Origin of the sequence: Luteibacter sp. 9135 (assembly GCF_000745005.1) — a bacterium.
Classification (GTDB): Bacteria; Pseudomonadota; Gammaproteobacteria; order Xanthomonadales; family Rhodanobacteraceae; genus Luteibacter.
The window spans coordinates 3,416,194-3,438,715 of sequence record NZ_JQNB01000001.1 but is presented as its reverse complement, the minus strand read 5'-3'; the positions used below and the strand labels follow the sequence as shown (position 1 = coordinate 3,438,715).

At 67.8% G+C, this 22,522-nt stretch carries 19 protein-coding genes; all 19 read right to left on the bottom strand.

Going from position 1 to position 22,522, the window contains the following annotated elements:
* A complete protein-coding gene (locus FA89_RS14450) occupies positions 1–3,960 on the bottom strand; it encodes a pilus assembly protein (protein WP_185754386.1) in 3,960 nt (1,319 codons plus the stop codon).
* Positions 3,961–3,968: 8 nt separating this feature from the next.
* Complete coding sequence (locus FA89_RS14445) at positions 3,969–4,553, bottom strand: pilus assembly PilX family protein (protein WP_036141499.1); 585 nt, start codon at positions 4,551–4,553, stop codon at positions 3,969–3,971.
* The gene (locus FA89_RS14440) at positions 4,550–5,842 is read right to left on the bottom strand and encodes a PilW family protein (RefSeq protein ID WP_036141495.1); all 1,293 of its coding nucleotides are present in this window, start codon (positions 5,840–5,842) and stop codon (positions 4,550–4,552) included. Before FA89_RS14440 ends, FA89_RS14445 begins: the two co-directional genes overlap by 4 nt.
* Positions 5,839–6,357: a type IV pilus modification protein PilV gene (gene pilV / locus FA89_RS14435; protein WP_036141492.1), complete on the bottom strand. Its 519-nt coding sequence runs from the start codon at positions 6,355–6,357 to the stop codon at positions 5,839–5,841. Before pilV ends, FA89_RS14440 begins: the two co-directional genes overlap by 4 nt.
* A 114-nt stretch (positions 6,358–6,471) precedes the next feature.
* Positions 6,472–8,343, bottom strand: a complete 1,872-nt coding sequence (locus FA89_RS14430; RefSeq protein WP_036141490.1) for a hypothetical protein — start codon at positions 8,341–8,343, stop codon at positions 6,472–6,474.
* A 104-nt stretch (positions 8,344–8,447) separates the two neighbouring features.
* A complete protein-coding gene (locus FA89_RS14425; protein ID WP_081916628.1) occupies positions 8,448–10,238 on the bottom strand; it encodes a peptide-N4-asparagine amidase in 1,791 nt (596 codons plus the stop codon).
* Positions 10,239–10,347: 109 nt separating this feature from the next.
* The gene (locus FA89_RS14420) at positions 10,348–11,196 is read right to left on the bottom strand and encodes a tetratricopeptide repeat protein (protein WP_036141487.1); all 849 of its coding nucleotides are present in this window, start codon (positions 11,194–11,196) and stop codon (positions 10,348–10,350) included.
* A 153-nt stretch (positions 11,197–11,349) separates the two neighbouring features.
* Positions 11,350–11,838, bottom strand: coding sequence for a DUF421 domain-containing protein (locus FA89_RS14415; protein WP_036141484.1), 489 nt, complete (start codon positions 11,836–11,838; stop codon positions 11,350–11,352).
* Between the two features lie 79 nt (positions 11,839–11,917).
* Entirely contained in the window at positions 11,918–12,214 is a 297-nt protein-coding gene (locus FA89_RS14410; RefSeq protein ID WP_036141481.1) for a cytochrome C oxidase subunit IV family protein, read from the bottom strand.
* The gene (locus FA89_RS14405) at positions 12,211–12,855 is read right to left on the bottom strand and encodes a cytochrome c oxidase subunit 3 family protein (RefSeq protein WP_036141477.1); all 645 of its coding nucleotides are present in this window, start codon (positions 12,853–12,855) and stop codon (positions 12,211–12,213) included. Before FA89_RS14405 ends, FA89_RS14410 begins: the two co-directional genes overlap by 4 nt.
* Positions 12,852–14,450, bottom strand: coding sequence for a cytochrome c oxidase subunit I (gene ctaD, locus FA89_RS14400; protein WP_036141474.1), 1,599 nt, complete (start codon positions 14,448–14,450; stop codon positions 12,852–12,854). The genes FA89_RS14405 and ctaD overlap by 4 nt, the downstream gene beginning before the upstream one ends.
* On the bottom strand, positions 14,437–15,375 hold the full coding sequence (gene coxB / locus FA89_RS14395) for a cytochrome c oxidase subunit II (protein WP_036141471.1): 939 nt from the start codon (positions 15,373–15,375) through the stop codon (positions 14,437–14,439). Before coxB ends, ctaD begins: the two co-directional genes overlap by 14 nt.
* On the bottom strand, positions 15,372–16,175 hold the full coding sequence (locus FA89_RS14390; protein ID WP_036141468.1) for an SCO family protein: 804 nt from the start codon (positions 16,173–16,175) through the stop codon (positions 15,372–15,374). Before FA89_RS14390 ends, coxB begins: the two co-directional genes overlap by 4 nt.
* Positions 16,172–16,480 (bottom strand): hypothetical protein, encoded by a 309-nt coding sequence (locus tag FA89_RS14385; protein WP_036141465.1) that lies wholly within the window; start codon positions 16,478–16,480, stop codon positions 16,172–16,174. The genes FA89_RS14390 and FA89_RS14385 overlap by 4 nt, the downstream gene beginning before the upstream one ends.
* Positions 16,477–17,280, bottom strand: coding sequence for a hypothetical protein (locus FA89_RS14380; RefSeq protein ID WP_036141461.1), 804 nt, complete (start codon positions 17,278–17,280; stop codon positions 16,477–16,479). The genes FA89_RS14385 and FA89_RS14380 overlap by 4 nt, the downstream gene beginning before the upstream one ends.
* Positions 17,277–17,831, bottom strand: a complete 555-nt coding sequence (locus tag FA89_RS14375; protein WP_221174313.1) for a c-type cytochrome — start codon at positions 17,829–17,831, stop codon at positions 17,277–17,279. Before FA89_RS14375 ends, FA89_RS14380 begins: the two co-directional genes overlap by 4 nt.
* Entirely contained in the window at positions 17,828–18,355 is a 528-nt protein-coding gene (locus FA89_RS14370; protein ID WP_036141458.1) for a DUF3341 domain-containing protein, read from the bottom strand. The genes FA89_RS14375 and FA89_RS14370 overlap by 4 nt, the downstream gene beginning before the upstream one ends.
* Positions 18,352–19,665, bottom strand: a complete 1,314-nt coding sequence (nrfD, locus tag FA89_RS14365; RefSeq protein WP_051938812.1) for an NrfD/PsrC family molybdoenzyme membrane anchor subunit — start codon at positions 19,663–19,665, stop codon at positions 18,352–18,354. The genes FA89_RS14370 and nrfD overlap by 4 nt, the downstream gene beginning before the upstream one ends.
* Positions 19,662–22,520, bottom strand: coding sequence for a 4Fe-4S dicluster domain-containing protein (locus FA89_RS14360; RefSeq protein WP_036141454.1), 2,859 nt, complete (start codon positions 22,518–22,520; stop codon positions 19,662–19,664). The genes nrfD and FA89_RS14360 overlap by 4 nt, the downstream gene beginning before the upstream one ends.
* Positions 22,521–22,522 lie beyond the last annotated feature (2 nt).

Here is a 22,522-nt window from a genome sequence, read left to right as displayed (position 1 = left end):
TCAGTTACCGCTGTTGGGTACGCGCCACGAGCGGCGACGCGCGGTGGGGATGCTGGTGCCGGCCGTCGCCCCGGACGCGGTGACCTGGCCGGGCAGATAGGAGGTGCCACCACTGAGGCTGGCCGCCGTGTACAAGGCACCGGAACTGGCGGCCCCGCTGACCTGCGCACCGGCCAGCGTGTAGCCCTGCCCGAAGGTCACCGCGGTGCCGATCGACACGCCGAACGCCGCGCCGCCGGTGGTGCCGTCCAGGGCGATGACCGAGCCCGAGCTCGATGTCGTGCAGGGGTCGCTGGCGGTGGGAATCAGCGTGCTGAAGGTCACCGTATTGTTGCTGGAATCCAGTGCCGGCGTGACCACGACACGTTCGCCGGCCACGCTGGACAGCGGCAGGTACCAGCCCGACTTGCCCGCGGGTACGGCGTTGCCGGTGACGCCGATCGCGCCGCTGGTCTTGTCCAGGGTCATCGACTGCATCACCAGGTTGCCGGCGGCCACGGTGATCGGTGTGCCGACCGTCGTGCCCGGCTCGCGCAGCCCGTAGAAGGCCTGCTGCGTCGTATCGGCGGTGTCGGCGGTGCTCAGGTAGCGCCCGGTACCGAACACCACCAGGAAATTGGACGAGGTGGGATCGGCCAGCAGACGCGGCGACGTGGTCACCGATTGCGCGTTGGCCACGGCGGGTTTGAACAGCAGGCTGACGCCTTGTGACCCGGCGGTCGCGCCCAGCGTCGCCGCCGAGAGATCGATGCGCCAGATATTGCCGTCGAGGTCACCGGCGAAAGCCACATCGGCTACCTGGTCACCGTCGTAATCGCCCACCGCGGGGGTGGTGAGTCCGTGGCTGGCGGTGCTGCCGCTGCCCGAGGGCGTGCGGATCTCCTTCAGCAGCGTGCCGGTCTGGGCGTCGAGGACGAACAGGGAGCTATAGGTGTTGCCGGCCGCCGTGGCCGTGCTGCCATCCGGAAAATAGCCGCCCGGCACCAGCACCACCCAACGACCCACCGACTTGTCGGTGTTGGTGAAGGCGACGCGCGTGATCACGGGCGTGCCGAACGTATACCCCAGGTTGGCCGGCGTGCCCACGGTGGAAATGCTGTCGCTATTGAATTCCCAGAGGATTTTCGACGCCACGGCGCTGGTGGTGCCCAGTGTCGACGCCGACGGATCGGTGATGTCCACGCCGAACACGCCGCGGCCGCCGAAACGTAGCGAACCGACCAGCAGCGTGTGCCAGCCGGCGGTCGATTTACTCTGGCTGTCGGCACCGTTGAAGAACACGTCGCCGGTGACCGGGCTGCCGTCCACTGTGGGCGTGAAGGTGAAGTTGCTCAGCCGGCTCTGTGCGGGAAGGTTCGGGTAGACGCTGGCCGGAATGTACGCCCACAGTTCCCGGCCGGGCTGGGCGCCGCTGGTGCCGGCGATACGCGCATCGAAGGCATGCAGCATGCCGTCGTTTGCGCCGACATAGACGGCGGCGGGACGCGTCGCCCATCGGCTGAGGAAGGCCGAATAGCTGGTCGTCCCGTCGGCGGCCAATGCCTTGGCCTCGGGCGAGCCGGCGGGGAAGGTATCGCTATAGCCACTGTCGGGCGCGCCGACGTAGGCCGGTTGCGAGCTGAAGATCGCGCCCAGCAGCGTTGTGCGCGTGCGAAAGGTGCTGCCTTCCAGGGTGCGTACGCCACCGAGCCAGTCCACGCGCCGCGAGCCCAGGCCGTCCGCCGTCGCTATCGATCCACTGCCGTCGTAGGAGTCGAGTATGGCCTTCTGCGCCGTCGTCATCGTCGTATAGGCCAGGGCCTGCGCGGTACCCGTGCCCGGACCCGTGGCGGTGACGATCAGCCGCGGATCGCTGCCGACGATTCGCGCGGTCAGCAGGTCGCCCGCCGACCACAGCGTACTGCCGACCGCACCATTGGAGCCGATGGCGCGCGCCAGCAGCGAACCGCTCCAGTCGGTGGTGTTGTAGCCGGCGTAATAGGCGATCGCGTTGGTGGTCAGCACGTTGGTGCTCAGCGCCAGCGTAAGCGAGCTCGAACTGCTGGCGATGACCGAGGACAGGATCGTCGTGAGGCTGTTGACCAGCGAGGTGGGATCGGCCGCGCTGAAGTAGCCTCCGCGGCTGTTGATCGCGGCATGCCAGGTATCGTCGATGTTGTTCGCGCCGCCGTTGGTATCCGGCGTCGGCCACTGTTTCGTGCCTTTGCGTAGCGACACATAGTCGCCGGGGTAGTTGAGGCTCCCGGAAATGCCCATGGTCACCATGTACTGGGACATGTGTTGCCAGTTGGCGGGATCGTTGGCGGGATTGAAGTACACCTCGGTGTTGCTGCCCGGCGTGGTGGAGTTCACGGTGGTGGACGGCCCGGCGATACCGGTGGTGAGGTCGGCATAGTACGGAGGCACGTTGTTGCCGAGGTCCGGTCGCAGGTCGTTCGCCCAGTAGGAGAACGCAATGTCGGCGAGCGAAGGGTCGGTGGTGCCCGTCTGGTTCCAGTACACCGTGGACGGCGTACCAGAGGTGGCATAGGTGGTGCCGTCCGGCAGGGTGAGCGATACGTTGTCGCTGGGCGTGGCCTTGGCCGGGCTGTCGCCGTTCCAGAAGCCGTCGGTCACCAGCATGTTGAAGTTCTTCCGGCAGGTCAGCTCGCCGGGGGTGCTGGTGCTGCCGTTCCAGTAGGGATCCTGCGCCGCTGGCGATGTGGTCAGGCGACGCTTGTAGAACTCGCCTGCCGTCTGCGTGGCGACGCGGGTGGGCGTGCCGCCGCTGGCCGGCGCGCCGTACAGCCAGTTCATGAACTGGCTGCGCCAGCAGGTATCCGCCGTACTGGTCGTGGTGCACCCGGTGGGTGCGTTGGTCAGCTCCAGGATCTTGCTGGTCGAGGCGAGCGGACCGTAGAACGCTCCGGCATAGACACCGGACGCGTTGTAGCTGCCGCTGGCCGACTGTGACTGCAGCGTCTGCCATGCCACGCGTACCGAGCCGTCGGCCAGGCTACCGAATACCCGACCTACGGCGGCGCGCGCGTTGAGATTGCGCGAGCGGTAGTAGCTGTACCAGATGGCGAAGTTCTGCTGGATGGCCGCCGACTCGTTGGCGACCAGGTGATAGGTGCAACTGGACTCGACGGCGGGCGAGGTGCAAACGTAGTAGAAGCCGCCGGTGTCGGTAGTCGTGGTCGTGACGGTGATGGTCACCGTGGTCACGGTGGTGCAACTGGTCAGGACGACCAGAGGCGAGGTGCAGGTCCACACGCTCACGCTGCCGTCGCTGTTGGTCACCGTGCGCGTGCCGCTGAAACCGATGAAGGCCGCGGGGCAGCCGAGGAACGTGCACGTGGTGGTGGTGGACGTGGTCGTCGTCGTGCTGCCGGTGGTCGTTCCGCGCACGGACGCGGGAATGTCCAGCTGCTGGCAGCCGGTACGCCCTCCGGTGGTGTACCAGGTGATAGTCTCGTTCGCGTTGCGCGAGCACGGCGAGTTGCCGGCCAGCGTATTGGCGAGAAAACCGGCGTAGAAGGCCTTGCTCAGGTCGACGACTACCGGCGCGAGGTACGTGCCGGTGTTGGGCGACCAGCAGGTCTTCGTCAGCGTGTTGGCGCAGTAGCCGTCGCGCCAGGCGGCGGTGTAGCTGGGTGTGCCCAGGGGCACGCCGCTGGCGTCCGGTGGAACGACATAGGTGACCTTCGGGTCGAAATAGATCGGGTTGCCGTTGGACGAGTAGTAGTACTTCTTGTCGTAGAAGCCATCCATCGCATCGGGGATGGAGGTGGCGTTCATCGAACCTGAGTCGTCGAAGGTGACCACGATGTTGGGTGCGACCTTCGAGGTGACGCCCGGCGGCGTGCGGCTGACGGTGACCGTGGTCGCGGCGGCCACGCCCGCCAGCAGGCTGCATGCCGCGATCAGGCAGAGCGCGACGAGGCGCAGGCGGCGGGCGAAGTGCGGGCTTGCCGTCATGGGCATCGTCAACTCAGTGTGCACGCGAGGAGGTTGGGGGTGACGAACGTGGTCTCGACCACGCGCAGGGTGTTGGGACTGCCACCGCTGGCACGCGCGGTGATCCGGTAGAGATAGAACTTGGCGGTGGCCGACGCGGACGATCCGGCTTCCTTCGCCGTGCTGGTGCCGGTGTTCGGTGCCAGGTCCTGGCCCAGCAGCTCGACGATGTACCAGGGGTTGCGCGCCAGCACGGCGGTGGACAGCGCGGGATCGGTGCTCTTGGTCGTGTAGTCCACGGCCACGCCGGCACCCTTGTATTCGGTTGCGCCATCCACCAGCCACACCGACGACTGCCGGAACGCCGATACCTTGCCGCTGATCGTCGACGGGTTGCTGGAGTTGTAGCAGGCCACGCCGACGCCGTTGAAGATGTTCCACTCCACGCCGCGCAGGGCGTTCTCGGCCGACCACTCGGCCTGCTGCGCGTTGCGCATCGCCCCGGCCATGCGCTCCTGCAGCAGCGATCGGCCCGACGTGCTGATGGCCACGATGGTGAGCACCAGCAGGAACACCATGGCCAGCACCAGTACCGCGCCACGCTGCCGCCTCATGGGTTGTAGTTCCGTACGGAAACCACGGTGGAGAATTCGCGGCGCAGCACATGATCGTCGAAGCCCTGCTGGCTGGGCATGACCGCACGGGCGGCGTTGCCCGGGGCGGCGGCGCCCGCCACGGCGGGGTCGCCGTAGTACTGATACTGCAGATCGGTCGGCTTCAGGGAATACAGCGGGATCTGCCCGGTCATGAGCAGGTGGATCTCGATGCTCTGCACCGATCGCCACATGCAGCCCGGGTCGCTACCGGCAATGCTCACCGTCGACGAGGCGCAGGTGGTGGCCCCGTCGATCTGCGCCGCGGTGCGGTAGCTGGTGTTGCCCGCGGCATCCATCACGCCGTAGAGGAAGTCGAGACGCTCCACGCCCCTGACCACTTCGGCGGCCACCCCGTTGACCCGCTTCATCAGCGCGCCGGTGGTGTTGCCGTTGTTGTCGCTCACCACCTGCAGGTAATAGGACACCGTACGCATGTCGCGGTTGAAGTCGAACAGTTTCGGCGAGACGCCGGAAGGCCGCATCACACTGGCAAGGTTGGTCGCCGGCGTGAACGTCTTGCCGGATAGCGTGGCCGAGAACACCTGGGCCGCGTTGCAGTCGGCCAGCATCATCAGGTCGCCGGCGACGTACGAGGTCAACGGCGGCTCGCCGGTCTGCGGCGTGACGGCGATGCTAGCCACTGCGTTGCCACTCAGGGTCACGGTGCTGTTGATACCGTCCAGCGACCAGCCGCGAGTGCCGTCGAGGTAGCGCAGGGTGATGGCCGCGCTGCCCGGCACGCGATTGCCGATCGTCTTGCCCTGCGCGGGAAGCCCGGCCACGCTCGGGTCGTCGGGAGTGCAGGAACTCACGGTGCAGTCGTAGCCCCGCAGCGCCAGGAAGGCGGGCAGGGTGAACGCGGCGATGGGCGCGACCGGATACGTATTGCTGCCGCTGGTGCTGCCCCACTTCGTGCCGTTGTCGGCAAGGGCGGCCTGCAGCGTAGCGCCGGACACCAGCACCTGCGGCGCGCGCAGGTAGCGATCCAGCGACATCACGCCGTTTGAGAGGGGCGACGACTGCCCGCCGACGTTGGAGCAGTACTGCGCGTTGGCCATGCGCAGGTCCGCGGTGAGCGAGGCGACCGCGAATCGTCCTTCTTCCTGCAGCTTGGCCAGCTGCGTCTGCACGACGCTGCTGGCGGAGGTGGCCAGCACCACGCTGACGATGCCGCCGGCCACGATGAGGCCCAACGCCATCGCGATCATCAGTTCGACCAGCGAGAATCCCCGCGACAGCCGCGTCATGGCTGGAAGTTCCAGACGAACGTACGGGTGTCGACCCCTTGGTGGTCGCTGTCGCCGGCGTTGCGCTCCGTCCAGCTGATAAGCATGACGCAATTGCCTGCGTACGGCGGCCTGACCGCCAGCTGGGCCGTATCCGGCGTCGCGCCGTTGGTGCACGCGATGGACGCCTTGCCGTTGGGCAGGAACGCCCGCAGCTGGCTGCTCCACAGGTATTGGTCACGTAGCGCGAGTTTGGCGGGCGTGCAGGCTGTCGTGGCCGTGCAGGCCTGGGTACCGTCGATCGGATACGACGACGAGTTGTAGCCGCCGGCCCAGACGCCCAGCGGATTGGCGCGCATGCGGTCGGCCATGCTCGTCGCGATGAACCCCGCCTGGGTGCGCTGGTACCCGACCTGGTTGGAGCGAAACGATACGATGAGCAGGCTGGACAAGCCGAGAAGGCCGACCGTGAAGACCAGTACCGCCATCAAGACCTCGATCAGAGACACCCCTCTGACATGTCTCGCCAGAACCATAAACAACCTTGAAAAGCGGAAATGCTATTCAGGTATAGGCCGTGGATGCGACGCGTTTTACGTGATTTCGGTAAGGCTTAAGCGTTTACGGCAATGGCATTTATCAGTGAGGCTTTACTCAAGCCCGATCCAGCGATGCCGTTCGGCCATGTTCAACGCGAGCGCGGGGCTGCGACGTGCGCTGCGCTCCCGCGCCTCGCGTTCGCGGCGAAGCGTGGGCCACGCTTCGAGGTAGGCCTGCAAGGCGGCGGGATCGCAGTCGTACTTTGCCAGGGCCTCCGGCGTGGCCGATCGCAGCGCCACCGCGCCGTTGTAGCCACCGAAACCCTGCGTGGCGCAGATGGCGCCCCCGTTGGCGTTGCCTTCCGACGGCTGCGCGTGCAGCTGGAAATGTCCGGCGACATCGGCCAGGTCCGGGTCCAGGCGGCGCAGGGTAGGCACGCCCGGCGCCTTGCGACCGAGCACGAATTGCAGCGCCTGCGAGAGTGCCTTCAGCCCCGTCTCCCCCATGGTGTGTCCGTCACCGACCGCCTTGGGCGTGCCGACCACCAGGCGCGGCAATTCGCCTTGCATATCCTGCCGCTGCGCGGCGCCACGCAGGCCCGCTAGCGCCGTCGCCAGGTCGGTCTTGGAATTGGTGCGCGTGCCCGTGGCATGCGCGGCGAGGTAGTGGAAATCGTGCACGCCATAGCCGTGGCCCACGAACGCCATGTCCAGGGCCTGCACCAGCGCGTTCTCGCCGCCGAAGCCCACGCCCGCGAAGTGCGCCTTGCCGCCGGCTTCGGCGCTCTGGCCCCAGCCGACGATGATCGAGGTGATATCCAGCTGCTGGTCCAGTGCGAAGGCCAGCGTGGTGACCAGCAAACCGGAGCCCCCATGGCCGACCACCGTGCCGTCGGCGTCCACATCGAACGGGGCGAGCGCGTCGTGGACGCTGCGCACGTTGCCGTCGTCGTGCGCGGCGTTCTTGGCGGCCAGCTTCTCGCCGGTCATCAGCGCGCCGCCACCGAACGCCTCGAGGATGCCGAAGCGCGGCTGCAGCGCCGCGTCCGCCGCGGTCAGCAGCACCATCTTCGGTTTCTGGAATCCGGGGTAGTCGAACAGCAACTGCGGCGCGATGTCGGCCAGCGCCACCAGGCTGGACGCGCACGCGCCCACCGCGGTGAGCGGTGCCTGCGGTACGCGCATGAAACCCACTTCGTCGGAGCGGAGCGACTCGCGCAGTTCCGGATTCTTCAATACGCGGCTGATGCTGTACGCGGGCGCAAGCATCGTGGAGACGAGCGCAGGTCCGTGCGAGCCGAGCGAATGCGCCAGGCGCACGGCGAAGGTGTCCTTCGGGAAGCCTTCCTCCGGCAGCGGCGCATCCGGGCGCAGCCATTGGCCCAGCGCCTCGTTGCCACCGAAGGCGGTGGCCGAGGCCACGCGGAAACCGAAGGGATCGGGGACCAGTTCAGACAACGGTCGCGGCAGGCCCGCCAGCGCACCCAACGCGCCATAGGCGAACAACTGCGCCTGGAGGGAAGGGCTGAGCAGCGGATCGTCCTGGAACAGGCCGTGCATGTCCTTCAGCTTCGACGCGCGGATGTCCTCGTAGCGCAGGCCGGCCAGGCGGCGCAGGCCCACGGTTTCCAGGTCGTGCGGCAAGGGGGCGGCGATGTCGGTGACGACACGCGGGGCCAGTTCACGCACATGCGGTACATGGCGGATGCCACTGTTGGCGCGCAGGGCATCCCCATGCAGCCGCCGCAGCTCGTCCATCGTCGCCGGTTGCCCGGCGTGGTCGCCATGCGTCCAGCGCATGCCATCCGCCGCATGGGCGGCTTCCGGGTCGAGCGTCACCAGGCCGGCATCGAAGGCCGCCAGCGGCAGGAATTCGTCGGAGTGGGCCACGAGGGCCTGATAGGTCTCGGTGGAGCCGACGGCCGACAGGGTGCAGGCGGTGCCGATGGTCACGAGGACCTGGTTGCTCTTCAGTTTGGACATGCTCGGGCGGGTACCGATACGGACTAAACCGCCATTATAGGTCCGCTGGCTGGCGGCGTGGCCGGCTCGCCGTGGAAGCGGGTCGGCCACGACGTTCGCATGGATCAGAACAGGCCCGGATCTTCCGTGCGCGACGTATCCGGCGAGCTGTCCGGATGGGTGAACCACAGCAGCGTGTTGCGGCCCCGTGCGCAGTCGCCGCCGTCGGTCGCCGCACTGAGCACGCCCGCCGCAGTCACGACGTCACGGCCGTAGCAACTGCCCAGGTTGTCCTTGAAGCGGAACACCTGGGTGCTGCGCTGGCCGCTATGGCCCGACACCGCGCCGTTGGTAAAGGCGAGGGTGTCCGCCGTGTCGATGCTGTTGTCCACGTCGCTGCGGTAGAGCACCAGGCCGCCCACCTTCTTCACGAACGATCGGGAGAAGCCTTGCGTCACTGCGCTGGGCGCGCCGGTGACGTTGCCGGCACCATCGAACGTCGTGCCGAAGCTTGCCTTCAACGGATAATCGACATGCGTCTCGGTGGTGACGGCGATGCCGAACGGCCCCTGGCGGGTCTTCGTGGTGCTGTCCACGGTGGTCAGCTGGTCGATGCCTTGCAGGTAACGCGACGGATCGATGGCGAACGACTGCGTATTGTCGAAGGCCACGGTCTGGTTCACATCCGTGACGATCCTGCCCCGTGAGGTATCCACGTAGCCGGCGGTGCGGAAGCTGCGCGAGGCATGGGTGGCGATGGCGCCGCCGATCACGCCCGCGTTGTCGGTGAGCCGATTGTCCACGGACGCCACCGCCGGCTGGCCGGCCAGCGTGTTGGCAGTCACCGCGCCGGTGAGTACCTTGCGATGCGGATCCTGGTACACGAACAGGTTGCCGGTCACGGCAAAGTTGCCGTTGGCGCCGGTCACCCCGATCGCGAGCGCATGGGGCTTGCCGTCGTTGAGCAGGGCGGCGAACGGGGTGAGGTCGACGCGGTACGGCAGGAAGTTCAACGTCTGCACACCCGGCGTCGGGCGCCACATGTAGGGATCGATGCCTCCGGTAAAGATCCACGGATACACCGGCGCGACGCCGGCGGGTTGTCCGTCGATCGACACCTGCACCTCACGATAGGCCCCGCCACCGCAGCTCTGGGCCTCGGTGCTCTGTGCATCGGGCACGCAGGAATACCAGAACTCGTCGCCACCCTGGCCCTGGGCGAATACATCGAGGTAGGCGCGCTCGATGTTGGTCGGCAACGTGAGTGTGCGCGACAGCTGGTCGGTGCCGGTGTTCAGTGCGACGGTGCCGCCGGCTGTTCCGTCGGACAGCGGGAAAACCGCATCGGGGGCATCCACTTTCGGCGCGAGGACGTTGGCCGGATAGAACACCAGCCGCGCCGATCCACTGATCACGCCGGTGTATGTCCCGTCGACCACGTTGCCGAGGATCGCCTGACCGGTCTGCGGGTTTCGCAGCAGGCTGGCGAAGTCGCTGACGTCGCGCTCGATATGCCAGCTGGGCGACACCGTGGCGGAGGGCTCCTGCGTGGTACCGAAATAGACATTGGCCCCGCCCAGCCACACCGAGGCGGTGCGATCGAACTGGCGGCCTGCGGTGACCGAGAAGTCTGCTTCCAGCACCACCTTCGACCACGACGTACCGCAGCCGGTCGGTGGCGCATAGCTGTAGGGATGGTCGGAGAAATCGCGGAAGGTGAAACCGCTGAAGAGCTGCACCGTGCACGCCTTGCCCGGTGGCCGGGGTACCGGCGGATCGGCGATCGCAACGTTCGCGGAGCCGACATTGAATCCCGGCGACGTGGCCGCGATGGCGCCCGACGCGCCGCAAGCGACCACACAACCGAACAACCCTGCCCACAGGCCGTGACGGCCCGCTCGATGGATGACAGACATCTCTCGCTACTCCCGGTGTTTCGCCCCCTGCCGGCTAAACCTAGCACAGGGGTCGGCCGGAAAAGCGCCATGGCGTATTGTGTTCTACAGGGGACTCATGGACGCACCATCACCACTGGTTGTCGTCACTCCCGCTGTCGTCAGAACCACCCTGGTCCCATGAACTGTCGTTGTTGCCCATGTCGATGGGCTCGTCGCGCAGGTCGTCATAGGCCTGCTGCGAGGGCTGGGGCGCCTCGTTGCCGCCACCCATGAAACCGGCATCGCGGACCTGCTCTTCGCCGCGATGCGAACGGAAAGCCTCGTCGAGCAAGGCGCCCGCGGCCAGTCCGCCCACGCCGGCGGCGACGGCGGCGCCGACACCCGACGAGGTCGGCGGCGGAGCATAGTTGTTGCCATAGCCCTGGTAACCGCCGTACGGCGGCGGTGGCGGCTGCTGCGGGGTGCCATAAGGGGCATTGGGGAACGGTGGCGCGACAGCACGGCGACGGCGGGACCACAGGAACGCGATCAACGCGATCACGCCACCGATCACCAACAGACCCGTCAGGGGAAACGAGCTCGCCCGCGGCGTTGCCTCCACCGGGGCCGGGGCGCCATAGGTCGCCTGGCGTGCCGATGTGCGCGGGGACGACTCGGGCGCGAGCGCCTGGTTCAACTTGCTCTGGAACTGCTCGAAGCGGGTGGGATCGGTGAAGCGGATGGCCGGATCGAGTGTGGCGGCCTTGCCCGCTTCCGCCTTGGCATCGCCGATGTTGCCTTCGTGTGCCAGCACCTCGGCCAGGACATAGTGCGCCTTGGCGCTTTGCGGATGCTCGCTGACCGCCTGGCGCAGCATCGCCTCGGCACCGGAGTAGTCGCCGCGGGCGATCAGCGCCTGGACATCCTTGGGGGAATCGGCGGCGGTTGCGGCCAGGGCGACGGAGAACAACGCGAAGGCGAGTAACGTCTTTTTCATGGTGTATCCGCAAGGGCAGGATGGCGGTTCGATTCGCCGCGCGAGCGAAAGTTCAGGCGGCTTCTGCGGCAGTGTATCGACGACGGTCGGTAACTTCTTGCGAGTGCGGCGGCACCGTTCAGCCACCGCTGCGCGCGCCCGGGTCACGGCGGGTCACGCCTGGCCGTCGGTGGAACGACGCACCAGCGTGATCTTGCCGTTCGGCTCGAGCCAGGACGTCTGGACATCCTCGTCCTTGACCAGCCCGGCGCCGTGGAGCGCGCGATCCAGCGCGGCATCGGGCAGGTTGTGCCGGCGCAGTACCTGCGCGTCGCGCTGGCCGTCGCGGATCAGCAGGGCAGGGAATCCTTCCACCATGCGATTGAAGATCCTCGATCGCGCGGACGCCCAGGCGATAGCCTTGTCGGTGGCGAGGATGGCGGCCACGCCCAGGAAGGGCCCGATCATGCCGTGGTCGTCGCCGATGATGGCGGTACGCAGCGTGCCGCCGGCCAGCGCGATCACGATGACGTCGAACGCGGACATCTCGCCGAAGCTGCGCTTGCCGGCGAGGCGCATCAGCACGAGCAGGCCGATGTAGGTAATGACACCCCGCACGATATAGCTCCACCAGGGCGCGGAAAGGTCGAAGGCGTGGTCCATGGGTGGTCTCCCGTCGATGGAATGCGTAGCAAAGCGCGGCGGCGGTAAGCGCCACGCGAAGACCGATGCGCTGGCCGGATCACGGCAGCACGACCACCGGCGTCCGGGTGAGCACTTCGGCCAGCGTCAGGCCGAACAGGATGGCGAGCCAGAGGATGCCGAAGCTGGCGGCGAAATAGATGGCCGGCTTGCTGCCGCGCAGTCGCATGAAGACCAGTAGCACCACCAGCGCCTTGAGCGCGGCGATGGCGGGGCCGGCGATCACGTTGATGAGCCCCAGGCGGAAGCGCGCCATCACGACGCTCAGGATCAGCAACCCGCCCAGTGCGACCAGCGCGCCCAGATGCGTGGCGAGGGACGGTGGCCGTTCGCTCATGCGCGGTTCACCAGGTAATACAGCGGAAAGACGAAGATCCAGACGATATCGACGAGGTGCCAGTAAAGCACCGCGATGTCGACCGGCCAGTACCCCTCGGGCGGGTAGACACCCCGGCGCACGCGGCGCGCCATGAGGCCCAGGAGAATGACGCCTACGGTGACATGCAGGCCATGGAAGGCGGTGGTCACGTAGTACAGCAGGAAGAACATCTGCTGGGGTCCGGCGATAGCGCCCACCTCGTCATAGCGGATTCCGGGTATGACACCGGCGCGGTAGTCCGCGTGGTACTCCGCTGCATGGACGGCCAGGAAACACGCGCCCAGCAGGGCCGTCGTGAACAGCAGGACGGCGGCGCGGCGCGCGGCGCCGACCTGCACGTCGCGGACGGCCAGGGCCGCCGTGAAGCTGCTCAGCAGCAGCATGCCGGTCTCCGCGGTGCCCAGCATGAGGTCGGTATGGCGACTGCCGGCCGCGAAGGCATCCGGATGAAGCAGGCGCATCACGGTATAGGCAGCGAACAGCACGCCAAAAAAGAGCACTTCCGTGGCGAGGAAAGCCCACATGCCCAGGGTCGCCGCCTCGCGCTGCTGCGAAGTGTCGTCGAACGGTTCGGCGGGCTGGACAACGCTGCCGGTCATGGGTGCTTGTAGGCGTACGGACCGTCCGTGACGACGGGCGGCCGATCGAAGTTGTGGGTGGGCGGAGGCGACGCGGTCTTCCATTCCAACCCTTCGGCGCCCCATGGATCCGCCGGGGCGACCGCCCCATAGCGGAACGACCACAGAAAATAGCCCACGGGCAGCAGGTAGGCCGCGGCCAACAGCACGGCCCCCGCCGACGACAGCACGTTGAGCAGGCCGAACTCCGCCGGGTACTCGTGGTAACGGCGGGGCATGCCTTCGGCACCGGCGATGAACTGCGGAAAGAAGGTCAGGTTGAAACCCAGGAACATCAGAATGGCGGCGAACCGCGCCCAGGCCTCGGAGTAAAGGCGACCGGTGACCTTGGGCCACCAGAAGTGGATGCCGCCCAGGTAAGCCATCACGGCCCCGCCGACCATGATGTAGTGGAAATGCGCGACCACGAAGTAGGTGTCGCTCAGGTTCACATCCAGCGCCGTAGCGGCGAGGAAGAGACCCGTGAGGCCGCCGAGCATGAACAGGCCGACGAAGCCCAGGGCATAGATCATCGGCGCGCCGAAGGCGATGTCGCCCTTGTAGAGCGTGGCCGTCCAGTTGAACACCTTGATGGCGGAGGGCACGGCGATGATGAAGCTCAGGATCGAGAAGACGATGCCGGCGTACATCGACTGGCCCGCCACGAACATGTGGTGGCCCCAGACCAGGAAACCGAGCACGGCGATGCCGATGATCGAGTAGACCATGAAGCGATAGCCGAAGATCTTGCGACGCACGCTGGCGGTGATCAGCTCGCTGACCACGCCCATGGAAGGCAGCACCATGATGTAGACGGCGGGGTGCGAGTAGAACCAGAAGAAATGCTGGAACAGCAGCGGATCGCCACCCAGCGCCGGATCGAAGATGCCGACGCCGAACAGGCGTTCCACGGCGATCAGCGACAGCGTCATGGCCAGCACCGGCGTGGCCAGCATCATCACCAGCGACACGCCGTACATCGCCCAGACGAACAGCGGCAGGCGGAACCAGGTCATGCCCTCCGTACGCAGGGTGTGGATGGTGACGATGAAGTTCAGGCCGGTCAGGATCGAGGAGAACCCCACGATGAAAACGCCGACTACCGTCAGCATCACATGGGAGTTGGAGAACATCGTCGAAAACGGCGTGTAGAAGGTCCATCCCGTGTCGACCCCTCCGAGCAGCAGGCAGGCAATGGTGAACAGGCCACCGGCCAGGTAGAGGTACCAGCTGAACAGGTTCAGCCGCGGAAAAGCCACATCGCGCGCGCCGATCATCAGCGGCAGCAGGAAATTGCCCAGCGTGTTGGGAATGGAGGGTATGAGGAAGAACCAGACCATCACCACGCCGTGGAAGGTGAAGGTCTTGTTGTACGTTTCCGCCGTCATGACATCACCCGCAGGCGTGGCCAGTTCCAGCCGTATCAGCGCGGCGGCCAGGCCGCCGAGGAAGAAGAAGAACGTGATGGATACCGCATACAGGATGGCGATGCGCTTGTGGTCGTGGGTGAACAGCCACGAGCGCAACGTGTTGCCATCCGTCAGGTAACTCGGCGGCTCGTGCTCAGCGCGCGTCATGGGTCGTCTCCCTGTCCTGTCCCCGGGTCTTCAGGTACGCGACGAGCGCGAGGATGTCCGCTTCGTCGATACGATCTTTGTAGCTGGGCATGACCGGCGCATAGCCGGCGGCGACTTCACTGGCCGGCAGCACGATCGCGTCGTGCAGATAGCGCTCGTCGGCCTGTACCTGGCGGCCATCGGCCAGTGGCACGGTGGAGCCGTACAGTCCTTCCAGGCGCGGTGCGTGCACGGCGGACCCGGTCTCGTGGCAACCGGCACAGCCGTAGCGCGTGAACAATGCCTTGCCGCGCATGGCGAGCGTGCCGCTGGCGTGTTCCGCCAGCCAGCGTGCATGTGCCGCCGGATCCTGCACGATCACCGTCCCGCCCATCCGTGAATGGTCGGTGCCGCAGAATTCCGCGCAGAACAATTCGTAGGTTCCAGCCCGCGTCGGCTCGAACCACAGGTCCGTATACCGGCCCGGCAAGACGTCCTGCTTCACGCGGAAGCCGGGAATGGACACATCATGGATTACGTCCTGGGACGTCATCACCAGCCGCACCGGCTGACCGGTGGCGAGGTGTAGCGTGTCGATCTCGCGTTGGCCGCCAGGATGCTCGAACTCCCACATCCACTGCTTGCCGACGACGTAGATGGTGAGGGCGTCCCGCGGTGGGGTGCGCATGTGTACCCACAGCACGATGCTCCAGGCGAAAAGGCCGATGAACAGCGCGAACGGCACCAGTGTCCAGGTGAGCTCGATGCCCAGTTCGCGGTGCGATTCGCCGCTGCGGTCCACCTGTCGGCCACGGCGGAAACGCACGGTGAACACGATCATCGTGATGAACACCCCCAGTACCACCAGCGTGCTGACGCCGAGCAGGGTGTAGAACAGCCCGTCGATGCCGGGAGCGAAGGTGGAACCGCTGGGTAGGCCGTTCATCGTGTCCTCCGTGCCAACCGGTAGACCCCGATGCCCAGGGCGAAGACGAACAGCGAGCCCAGCACGATCATGATCCGGGAAACCAGCAGGCTGTAGCGACCGGTGGCCGGGTCGTAGCCGCAGCACAGCAACACGAACTGGTCGATCACGTTGCCCAGCCGGCCACCGGAGGCGTCCACCAGGGCCAGGCGCAGTGCGTCCGGCGCATAATCCACGCCGAAGAAGTACTGCGCGATGTGCCCGTCCGGGGTGACGATCACCAGTCCGGCCGGATGCACGTACTGCTGGATGCCTGCGTCGAAGTAGTAACGGAAGCCCACCGCGGCGGTCAGCGATGCGATCGTGTCCGGCGCCGCCGTGGCGAACGTCCAGCGCGCAATGCGCGCGGCGGCGCCAGCGTCCATGGCGCGCAGCATGTCGCTCGCCTGGCGCGCATCGCCAGCGGTTTCGCCCGGGTCGACACTGAGGAACACAACCCGGTAATCGCTGGCCGGGTCCAGCGGGATGCGCGCCAGCGCCGCCGCCATGCCATGCAGGGTCAGGTCGCAGAGGTTGGGGCAACGGTAATAGCCGAAGGCCAGCACCAGCGGCTTGCCATCCGCCAGGGCGCGCAGGCCGACCTCGTGGCCCGCGTCGTCGCGCACCCGGGCGTGCAGATCGAGCGACGCGCCGACATGCTGATCGAAACCGGCACGCGCGGTGAGGTCGCGCGGCGGCGGTGTCGTCGCGCTGGCTGCGCCGACGAAAGCGAAGGCGACGGCAACCAGCCAGCGCAGGACGATGCGTGGGATGGCCGTCATCGGGCGGCGTCACTGGCCATGATCCGCATCGCACGCTCCACCGGCACGCGCGCGACGCGGTGTTCGGGGTCCTGCCATGCCCAGCCATCCCGTTGCGCGGCGGCGTCGCGCTGCCCGGCAAGGTCGCGGCCCGGCAGGGCCTGCAGCCTTGGCTGCGGGGGCAGTGACGCAAGCGCTTCCGGGGACGATGCCCACTGCGCTGCCATGACGTGGCAGATCGCCAGCACCACGAGGACGGCGAGTGCAAGCGAGGCGCCGGCGATGGCGATGCGCCGTGCGGACAGGTTCTGTGGCTCGTGGCTCATGGCACCACCATCCATGCGATGTGGCAGGCTTCGCCGGCAAGCACGGAGACCGCCGCCGCGCGAAGGCTGAGCCTGCCCTCGCGCCCGTGACGGGGCAGCAGCAGTGCCGCCGGTACGACGAGGTGGAGTGCCACCGCGCCCACCGCCAGCCAGGCCCACGGACCTCGTGTCCGCGGCAGGTACCAGCCGGTCTCGTAGGGCAGGTCGGCCATCCACGCGGTCAGGTAGTCGACGCCTGCCAGATACGCCCAACCCAGGCTGACGGCGATCAGCAGGGACCCCGCATCGCTTCGTGTCGCGGGCGTGACCGAGGTCGTCTCCATCGTCGCCACGGCGAGGGCCAGCGCCACCGACAGCTGGCCCACCGCGGCGATCAGGCCGATCGCCGACGATCGCCAGTCCGGTGCGAGCGACACGATCCAGTCGGTGGCGACGATGCCGGTGGCGAACAACCAGAGGATCAGCACCAGCGCGGGCGTCCGACGGACCAGCGCACCGCCGACCCCGAAGGCACCCAGGCACACGATCGTCCGTAGCACGAGCGCCGGCAGGTTGAGATACCACTGACGGGAGGGTTCCACCGGCCGCACCAGCCAGGGGAAGACATGCGAGGCGCCGATCAACAGGGCCGCCGCGAGCAGCATCGCGACGGGTAGCCATCGCCGCTGACGACGCCACGCCGGTGCCAGCGCGTATCCCCACGCCCCGCCCGCAAGTGCATGCGTAGCTTCCCAAGCGACGGCACCGACGCACGCCCACAGGAGCATCAGCCACAGTGCAACGCCGACGTGCGCGATCACCGCGCAGCTCCCGTGCCCGTAGGGCCCGGCAACCGGGCCAGGTCCTCCGGCGCCAGACGGTCGGCCGGCACCTGCCGGCTGAACTGGAGCGCCCGCACGAACGCGATCACGGCCTGCCGGTCGGCCGGGGACAAGCGGTCGCCGTAGGGGTACATCACGCCCCATCCGTGGGTGATCACCTGATAGAGATGGGCATCGTCGGCAGCGCGCAGGCGCGCCTCGTGATAGCTGGGCGGTGCAGGGAATCCGCGCCGGACCACCATGCCGTCGCCATCGCCGCTCGCGCCATGGCAGGGTGCGCAGTAGATGCCGTACCGCTCACGCCCCCGCTCCAGCAGCGCGAACGTGACGGGCGGCGCCGGCGGTACCGCCTCGGTATCTTCCTGCGGCACGCTTCCGCGCGGCGGCGGCCGGGAGGCCACGCCGTCGACAAAGAGGCGCGCCTCGCCGCCGCGCTTGTAGCGTGGCTGGTCGTACATCTCGTGCATGCCGCGCTCGCACGCGCTAAGCATGCACATCGTGGCGCTCAGCAGCAGAAGCCGTCGCATCATGCGGGCACCGCGGCGTGTCGCAGTGGCGCAAGGTCGCCGACCTGCGCGGGGGAGGCCACCGGGTCCCACCGCGGATCGTCCGCACGAAGCAGCAGCAGGAAACCGTCCGCGCTCGCGTCCTCGAACCATGCGATGTCGAACAGGGGATGGTGCAGCGTCGGCAACCGGCAACCCCGCAGAAAGGCGATCACCCCGGCCACCACGGCCAGCAGGATGGCCACTTCGATGGCGTTGGGCACGAAGGCCGGCCAGCTGGCCGGCGGCCGTCCTCCGGCGTCGATCGGGTAGTCGAGCACGGCCGCGATGTACTGGAGCACCAGCGTGCCAAAGCCCCCGGCCATGCCCGCGGCGAACATGGCCCATGGGAGGCGCGACGGCGCGACGCCCAGCACATCGTCGAGGGCCCCCACCGGGTACGGCGAGAACGCCTCCAGTCGGGTGTACCCGAGCGCGTGCAGCTGCTTCGTCGCCCGCACGAGTGCGGCGGCATCGGTGAACTGGGCCAGCTGTCCGTGCGTGCTCATGCGCCATCGCCGGGTCGAGCGTCCTGTCGCCGCCACTCGGATAGCGACAGGACCGGTACATAGCGGACGAAAAGCAGGAACAGCAGCAGGAACATCCCCATCGAGCCAAGCAGGAACGCGATATCCCAGACCGTCGGATGGAACATGCCCCAGCTGGAGGGCAGGTAATCGCGGTAGAGGCTGGTGACAATGAGCATGAAGCGCTCCAGCCACATGCCGGCCAGTACCAGCACGGAGATGGCCACCAGCGCGGTACGGTTCACGCGCACGCGCGGCCACCACAGGGCCTGGATAGCCACGCTGTTGCAGGCGATGGTCGCCCAGAACACCCATGCATACGCCCCGGAGAGCCGGTGGCGCACCATCGCGATGTCGTAGGGGTCGCCGCCGTAGTACGCCGTGAAGACCTCGGCGACATATCCGTAGGTGACGATCCATCCCGCGGCCAGTAGCAGCTTGGCCAGCCGGTCGAAATGGGCATCCGTCAGAACACCCTCCAGCGCGAAACCGCGGCGTAGCGGGACGCTCAGCACGATGACCATGGCCGTGCCGGAAAACAACGCGCCGGCGACGAAGAACGGCGGAAAGATCGTCGAATGCCAGCCGGGCAGCAGGCCCTCGGAGAAATCCAGCGCGACCATGCTGTGGACGGAGAACACCAGCGGCAGGGCCAGCGCCGCCAGCATGCGTGTCAGCCGGGTATGCCGTTGCCAGTGCTGCGCATCGCCGCGCCAGCCCAGTGCAAGCATTCCATAGACGACCTGGCGCCCCCGGGTGCGTGCACGGTCGCGTACGGCGGCGAGGTCGGGCAGCAGCCCGACGTAGAAGTAGAGCACCGAGACCACGACGTATGTGGCGATAGCGAAGAAATCCCAGACCAGCGCGCTACGCCACTGCGGCCACAGTCCCATGCGGTCGGGATAGGGGGCCAGCCAGTAGGCGAACCAGGGGCGGCCCAGGTGCAGCACGGGGAAGAGGCCCGACACCGCCAGCGCGATCACCGTCATGGCCTCGGCGTGGCGGTTCAATGCGGTGCGCCAGCCCTGGCGCGTGAGATACAGCGCCGAGGAGATGAAGGTGCCGGCCATGCCGATTCCGATCCACCACACGTAGTTGGTGATCGCGAAGCCCCAGGCCACCGGCATGGCGATACCCCAGATGCCGACACCGCGCGCCAGCAGCACGACGATGCCGGCCACCAGCCACATCGTCAGCAGGCAGGCCAGCGTGAACCCCGCGCGCCACGCCCGGCTGCTGCGGGGATGCAGCACCCCTTCGACGATCCGGTCAGCGGGCGACGTGCGGGTCACGGCGCCTCCCAGCCATCGTCGGGCTGCCGAAGCGCCGCCAGATAGCTGGTGCGCGGGCGCGTGTTCAGCTCCTCCAGCAGGTGATAGCGACGCGCCGATGCGTTGCGCAGGGACACCGCGCTGTGCGGATCGCCCAGGTCGCCGAACGCGATGGCCTGCGTGGGACAGGCGACCTGGCAGGCGGTGCGTGCCTCGCCGTCGACGATGCGGCGGCCTTCTCGGTCCGCGTCGATGTGGGCGCGTTCGATGCGCTGCACGCAGTAGGTGCATTTTTCCATCACGCCCTTGCTGCGCACCGTGACCTCGGGGTTGCGCATCGCCTTGAGGCTTTCGCTGGCGAAGTCCGCGTATTGCAGGAAGTTGAAACGACGCACCTTGTACGGGCAGTTGTTCGAGCAAAACCGCGTGCCGATGCAGCGGTTGTAGACCTGCAGGTTGAGTCCCTCGCTGTCGTGCACGGTGGCTTCGACGGGGCAGACCACTTCGCAGGGCGCGTGTTCGCAGTGCATGCACGGCACAGGCTGGTGGTACGTGAGCGGCGCGGCGGTCGCGCCCTGGTGGTAGCGATCCACGCGGATCCAGTGCATGCGCCGTCCGCGTATCACTTCGTCCTTGCCGACCACCGGGATGTTGTTCTCGGCCTGGCAGGCCGCCGTGCAGGCGTTGCAGCCGATGCAGGCGGCAAGGTCGATCGTCATGCCCCAGCGGTATTCGCCTGCGGGCGGTTCCGGGTACAGGCTGGGCGGCGGGGAGGGCGGATCGAAGCGTGCGGGATGCGCCGGCGTTCCGACCCGGATCACGTCGCGACGTTGCATGTCCTGCTGGGATTGGGTGGAAGCGAGCGCCTCATGTCGCCTGAGCCGGGTCAGCGTCACCCCTTGCAGTTGCCATGTCCGTGTATCCGGACGCAACGCGCCCACGTCGACACCGATACCCCGGCCGAGGCCCATGCGCCGCCCATGCCCCAGCACGAGGGTGACGGTGCGTACTGCCTGGCCCGGCACGATCAAGACGGGCAGCTCCACACGGCGGCCGGACGCTTCCAGCCGGATCACATCTCCGTCGGCAAGACCACGGTCGGCGGCCAGTGCGGGCGACAGCAGCGCCGCGTTGCCCCAGGTGAGCGAGGTAACCGGGCGCGGCAGTTCGTGTAGCCAGGCGTTGTCGGCGTGGCGCCCGTCCCATAACCATTCGTCCGGACGAAAAACGATTTCCAGCGCTTCCGAGCCAGCCCGGTCGGTAGCGCCTGCGCCGTCGTGCGTCGCCGTCGTTCGGGCCGATGATGCATCCGGCGGCGACGATGGCGGAACGGCCGGGGCGGGCTCGCCCGGCGCGCGAAACGCCCCCTCGCGTACGGCGGTCGTCCACGCGGCCTCATCGGCAAGGTGCGGCCAGGTCTGGCGTACGCGCTCGCGGGCGTCGGACAGCGAGGTGCCGAGCAACAGGTCCAGCACGTCGTGAACGGAACGGCCGTCGACCAGCGGTGCCAGCACCGGCTGCACGATCGAAACCGTCCCGTCGCGTGCGCGCAGGTCCGACCATGTCTCGAGCGGATGCAGAAGGGGCAGATGCCACTGAGAGGCTTCGGCGGTCTCGTCCCGGTAGCGTCCGAGATGGATGCTGCGGCGTACCCCGCGCAGCGCATCGGTGAAGCCGGGCAGGGCGTACGCGGGGTTGGCGTCGAGTACCACCAGCGTGTCCACACGGCCCTGCCGCATGGCATGGACGAGGCCCCCGATGTCGTCCTCTGGCCGTTCCGTCGACTCGGCCGGCACGGCGGACACGAGGGTGCTGCCCAGCATCCGGTTCATCGCGGCGGCGAGCGCATGAACCGCCTCCGGCAGGTAAGGTCCCGCCACCACCATGGCCGCCGAAGCGTGGGCGCGCAAATCGCGGGCGATCGCGGCGACGCGTCGTTCGCTGGCTTCGTCCAGGCCCGCGGGCATCGTCGGCAGCACGCCCAGGGCGGCGGCCAGGGCTTCGGCGATGCGTGGCATGTCCTTGGCGGCGACCGGCCAAGGGTGCTCGGCGTTGCGGCCGGTGAGCGACGGCGTCGGCTCGATCGCGTACAGGCGGCAGGTCGCGTCCGCCTCCATGCGGCGTGCCGCGAAACGCCGGGCATGCACGAGATGCCCGGGCAGGGTGCCCAGCAGGTCGGCATCGAGCGTAACGATCACCTCGGCACGGGATAGGTCGGGGATCGTATCGCCGCGCCGACCACCGGCGGGATCCAGCACGTACCAGCGTGCGTCCGGGTAGCGTGATTGCCAGGCATCGCGCTGACGGCGCAGGGTCGGCGAATCGAGGGGACCGGACACGATATGCATGCCGCCGCCGCGCGGACCGACGTCCTCACGCAACGTCGCCGCGGCGCCTTCGAACTCCGCCCAACTCGACGGCACGCCGCGCTGCCGAGGCGCACGCGAGCGTGCGGGGTCCCACAGGTCGAGAATGGCGGCCTGCATCGGCGCGTCGCTGCCGCCCAGGCTGGCGGGATGCCGCGGATTGCCGTCCACGCGTATCGGGCGGCCGTCGCGCAGTTGCACCACGATGCCCACCACATCGCCGCGCAGCGACAGCGCCGTCGCGTACCGGGCGGACGTCGCGGCGCGACCACCACCGCGGCCCACCTCCGGCACGATGCGCTCGGGCGGCGGCCCGGAGCAGGCCGTCATGCCGGCCATCGCCAGCGACGCGCCGAGCAGGCGAAGGAACTCGCGGCGGCCGAGCAGGGGCTCCATCTGCGCAAGCGCAGGCCATGCGTTCGCCTGTCGCATCAGCTCGTCCGGACCGTCGTGTTCCGACGGCGAGCGCCAGAACGCCAGCGGGTTATCGGTGGAGCGGCCTGTGGTCATGG

Bases quoted from the DNA above. Each gene is read 5' to 3' on its own strand.
- FA89_RS14450 (WP_185754386.1), bottom strand. From the start codon at position 3,960: ATGACGGCAAGCCCGCACTTCGCCCGCCGCCTGCGCCTCGTCGCGCTC.
- FA89_RS14445 (WP_036141499.1), bottom strand. From the start codon at position 4,553: ATGAGGCGGCAGCGTGGCGCGGTACTGGTGCTGGCCATGGTGTTCCTG.
- FA89_RS14440 (WP_036141495.1), bottom strand. From the start codon at position 5,842: ATGACGCGGCTGTCGCGGGGATTCTCGCTGGTCGAACTGATGATCGCG.
- pilV (WP_036141492.1), bottom strand. From the start codon at position 6,357: ATGGTTCTGGCGAGACATGTCAGAGGGGTGTCTCTGATCGAGGTCTTG.
- FA89_RS14430 (WP_036141490.1), bottom strand. From the start codon at position 8,343: ATGTCCAAACTGAAGAGCAACCAGGTCCTCGTGACCATCGGCACCGCC.
- FA89_RS14425 (WP_081916628.1), bottom strand. From the start codon at position 10,238: ATGTCTGTCATCCATCGAGCGGGCCGTCACGGCCTGTGGGCAGGGTTG.
- FA89_RS14420 (WP_036141487.1), bottom strand. From the start codon at position 11,196: ATGAAAAAGACGTTACTCGCCTTCGCGTTGTTCTCCGTCGCCCTGGCC.
- FA89_RS14415 (WP_036141484.1), bottom strand. From the start codon at position 11,838: ATGGACCACGCCTTCGACCTTTCCGCGCCCTGGTGGAGCTATATCGTG.
- FA89_RS14410 (WP_036141481.1), bottom strand. From the start codon at position 12,214: ATGAGCGAACGGCCACCGTCCCTCGCCACGCATCTGGGCGCGCTGGTC.
- FA89_RS14405 (WP_036141477.1), bottom strand. From the start codon at position 12,855: ATGACCGGCAGCGTTGTCCAGCCCGCCGAACCGTTCGACGACACTTCG.
- ctaD (WP_036141474.1), bottom strand. From the start codon at position 14,450: ATGACGCGCGCTGAGCACGAGCCGCCGAGTTACCTGACGGATGGCAAC.
- coxB (WP_036141471.1), bottom strand. From the start codon at position 15,375: ATGAACGGCCTACCCAGCGGTTCCACCTTCGCTCCCGGCATCGACGGG.
- FA89_RS14390 (WP_036141468.1), bottom strand. From the start codon at position 16,175: ATGACGGCCATCCCACGCATCGTCCTGCGCTGGCTGGTTGCCGTCGCC.
- FA89_RS14385 (WP_036141465.1), bottom strand. From the start codon at position 16,480: ATGAGCCACGAGCCACAGAACCTGTCCGCACGGCGCATCGCCATCGCC.
- FA89_RS14375 (WP_221174313.1), bottom strand. From the start codon at position 17,831: ATGATGCGACGGCTTCTGCTGCTGAGCGCCACGATGTGCATGCTTAGC.
- FA89_RS14370 (WP_036141458.1), bottom strand. From the start codon at position 18,355: ATGAGCACGCACGGACAGCTGGCCCAGTTCACCGATGCCGCCGCACTC.
- FA89_RS14360 (WP_036141454.1), bottom strand. From the start codon at position 22,520: ATGACCACAGGCCGCTCCACCGATAACCCGCTGGCGTTCTGGCGCTCG.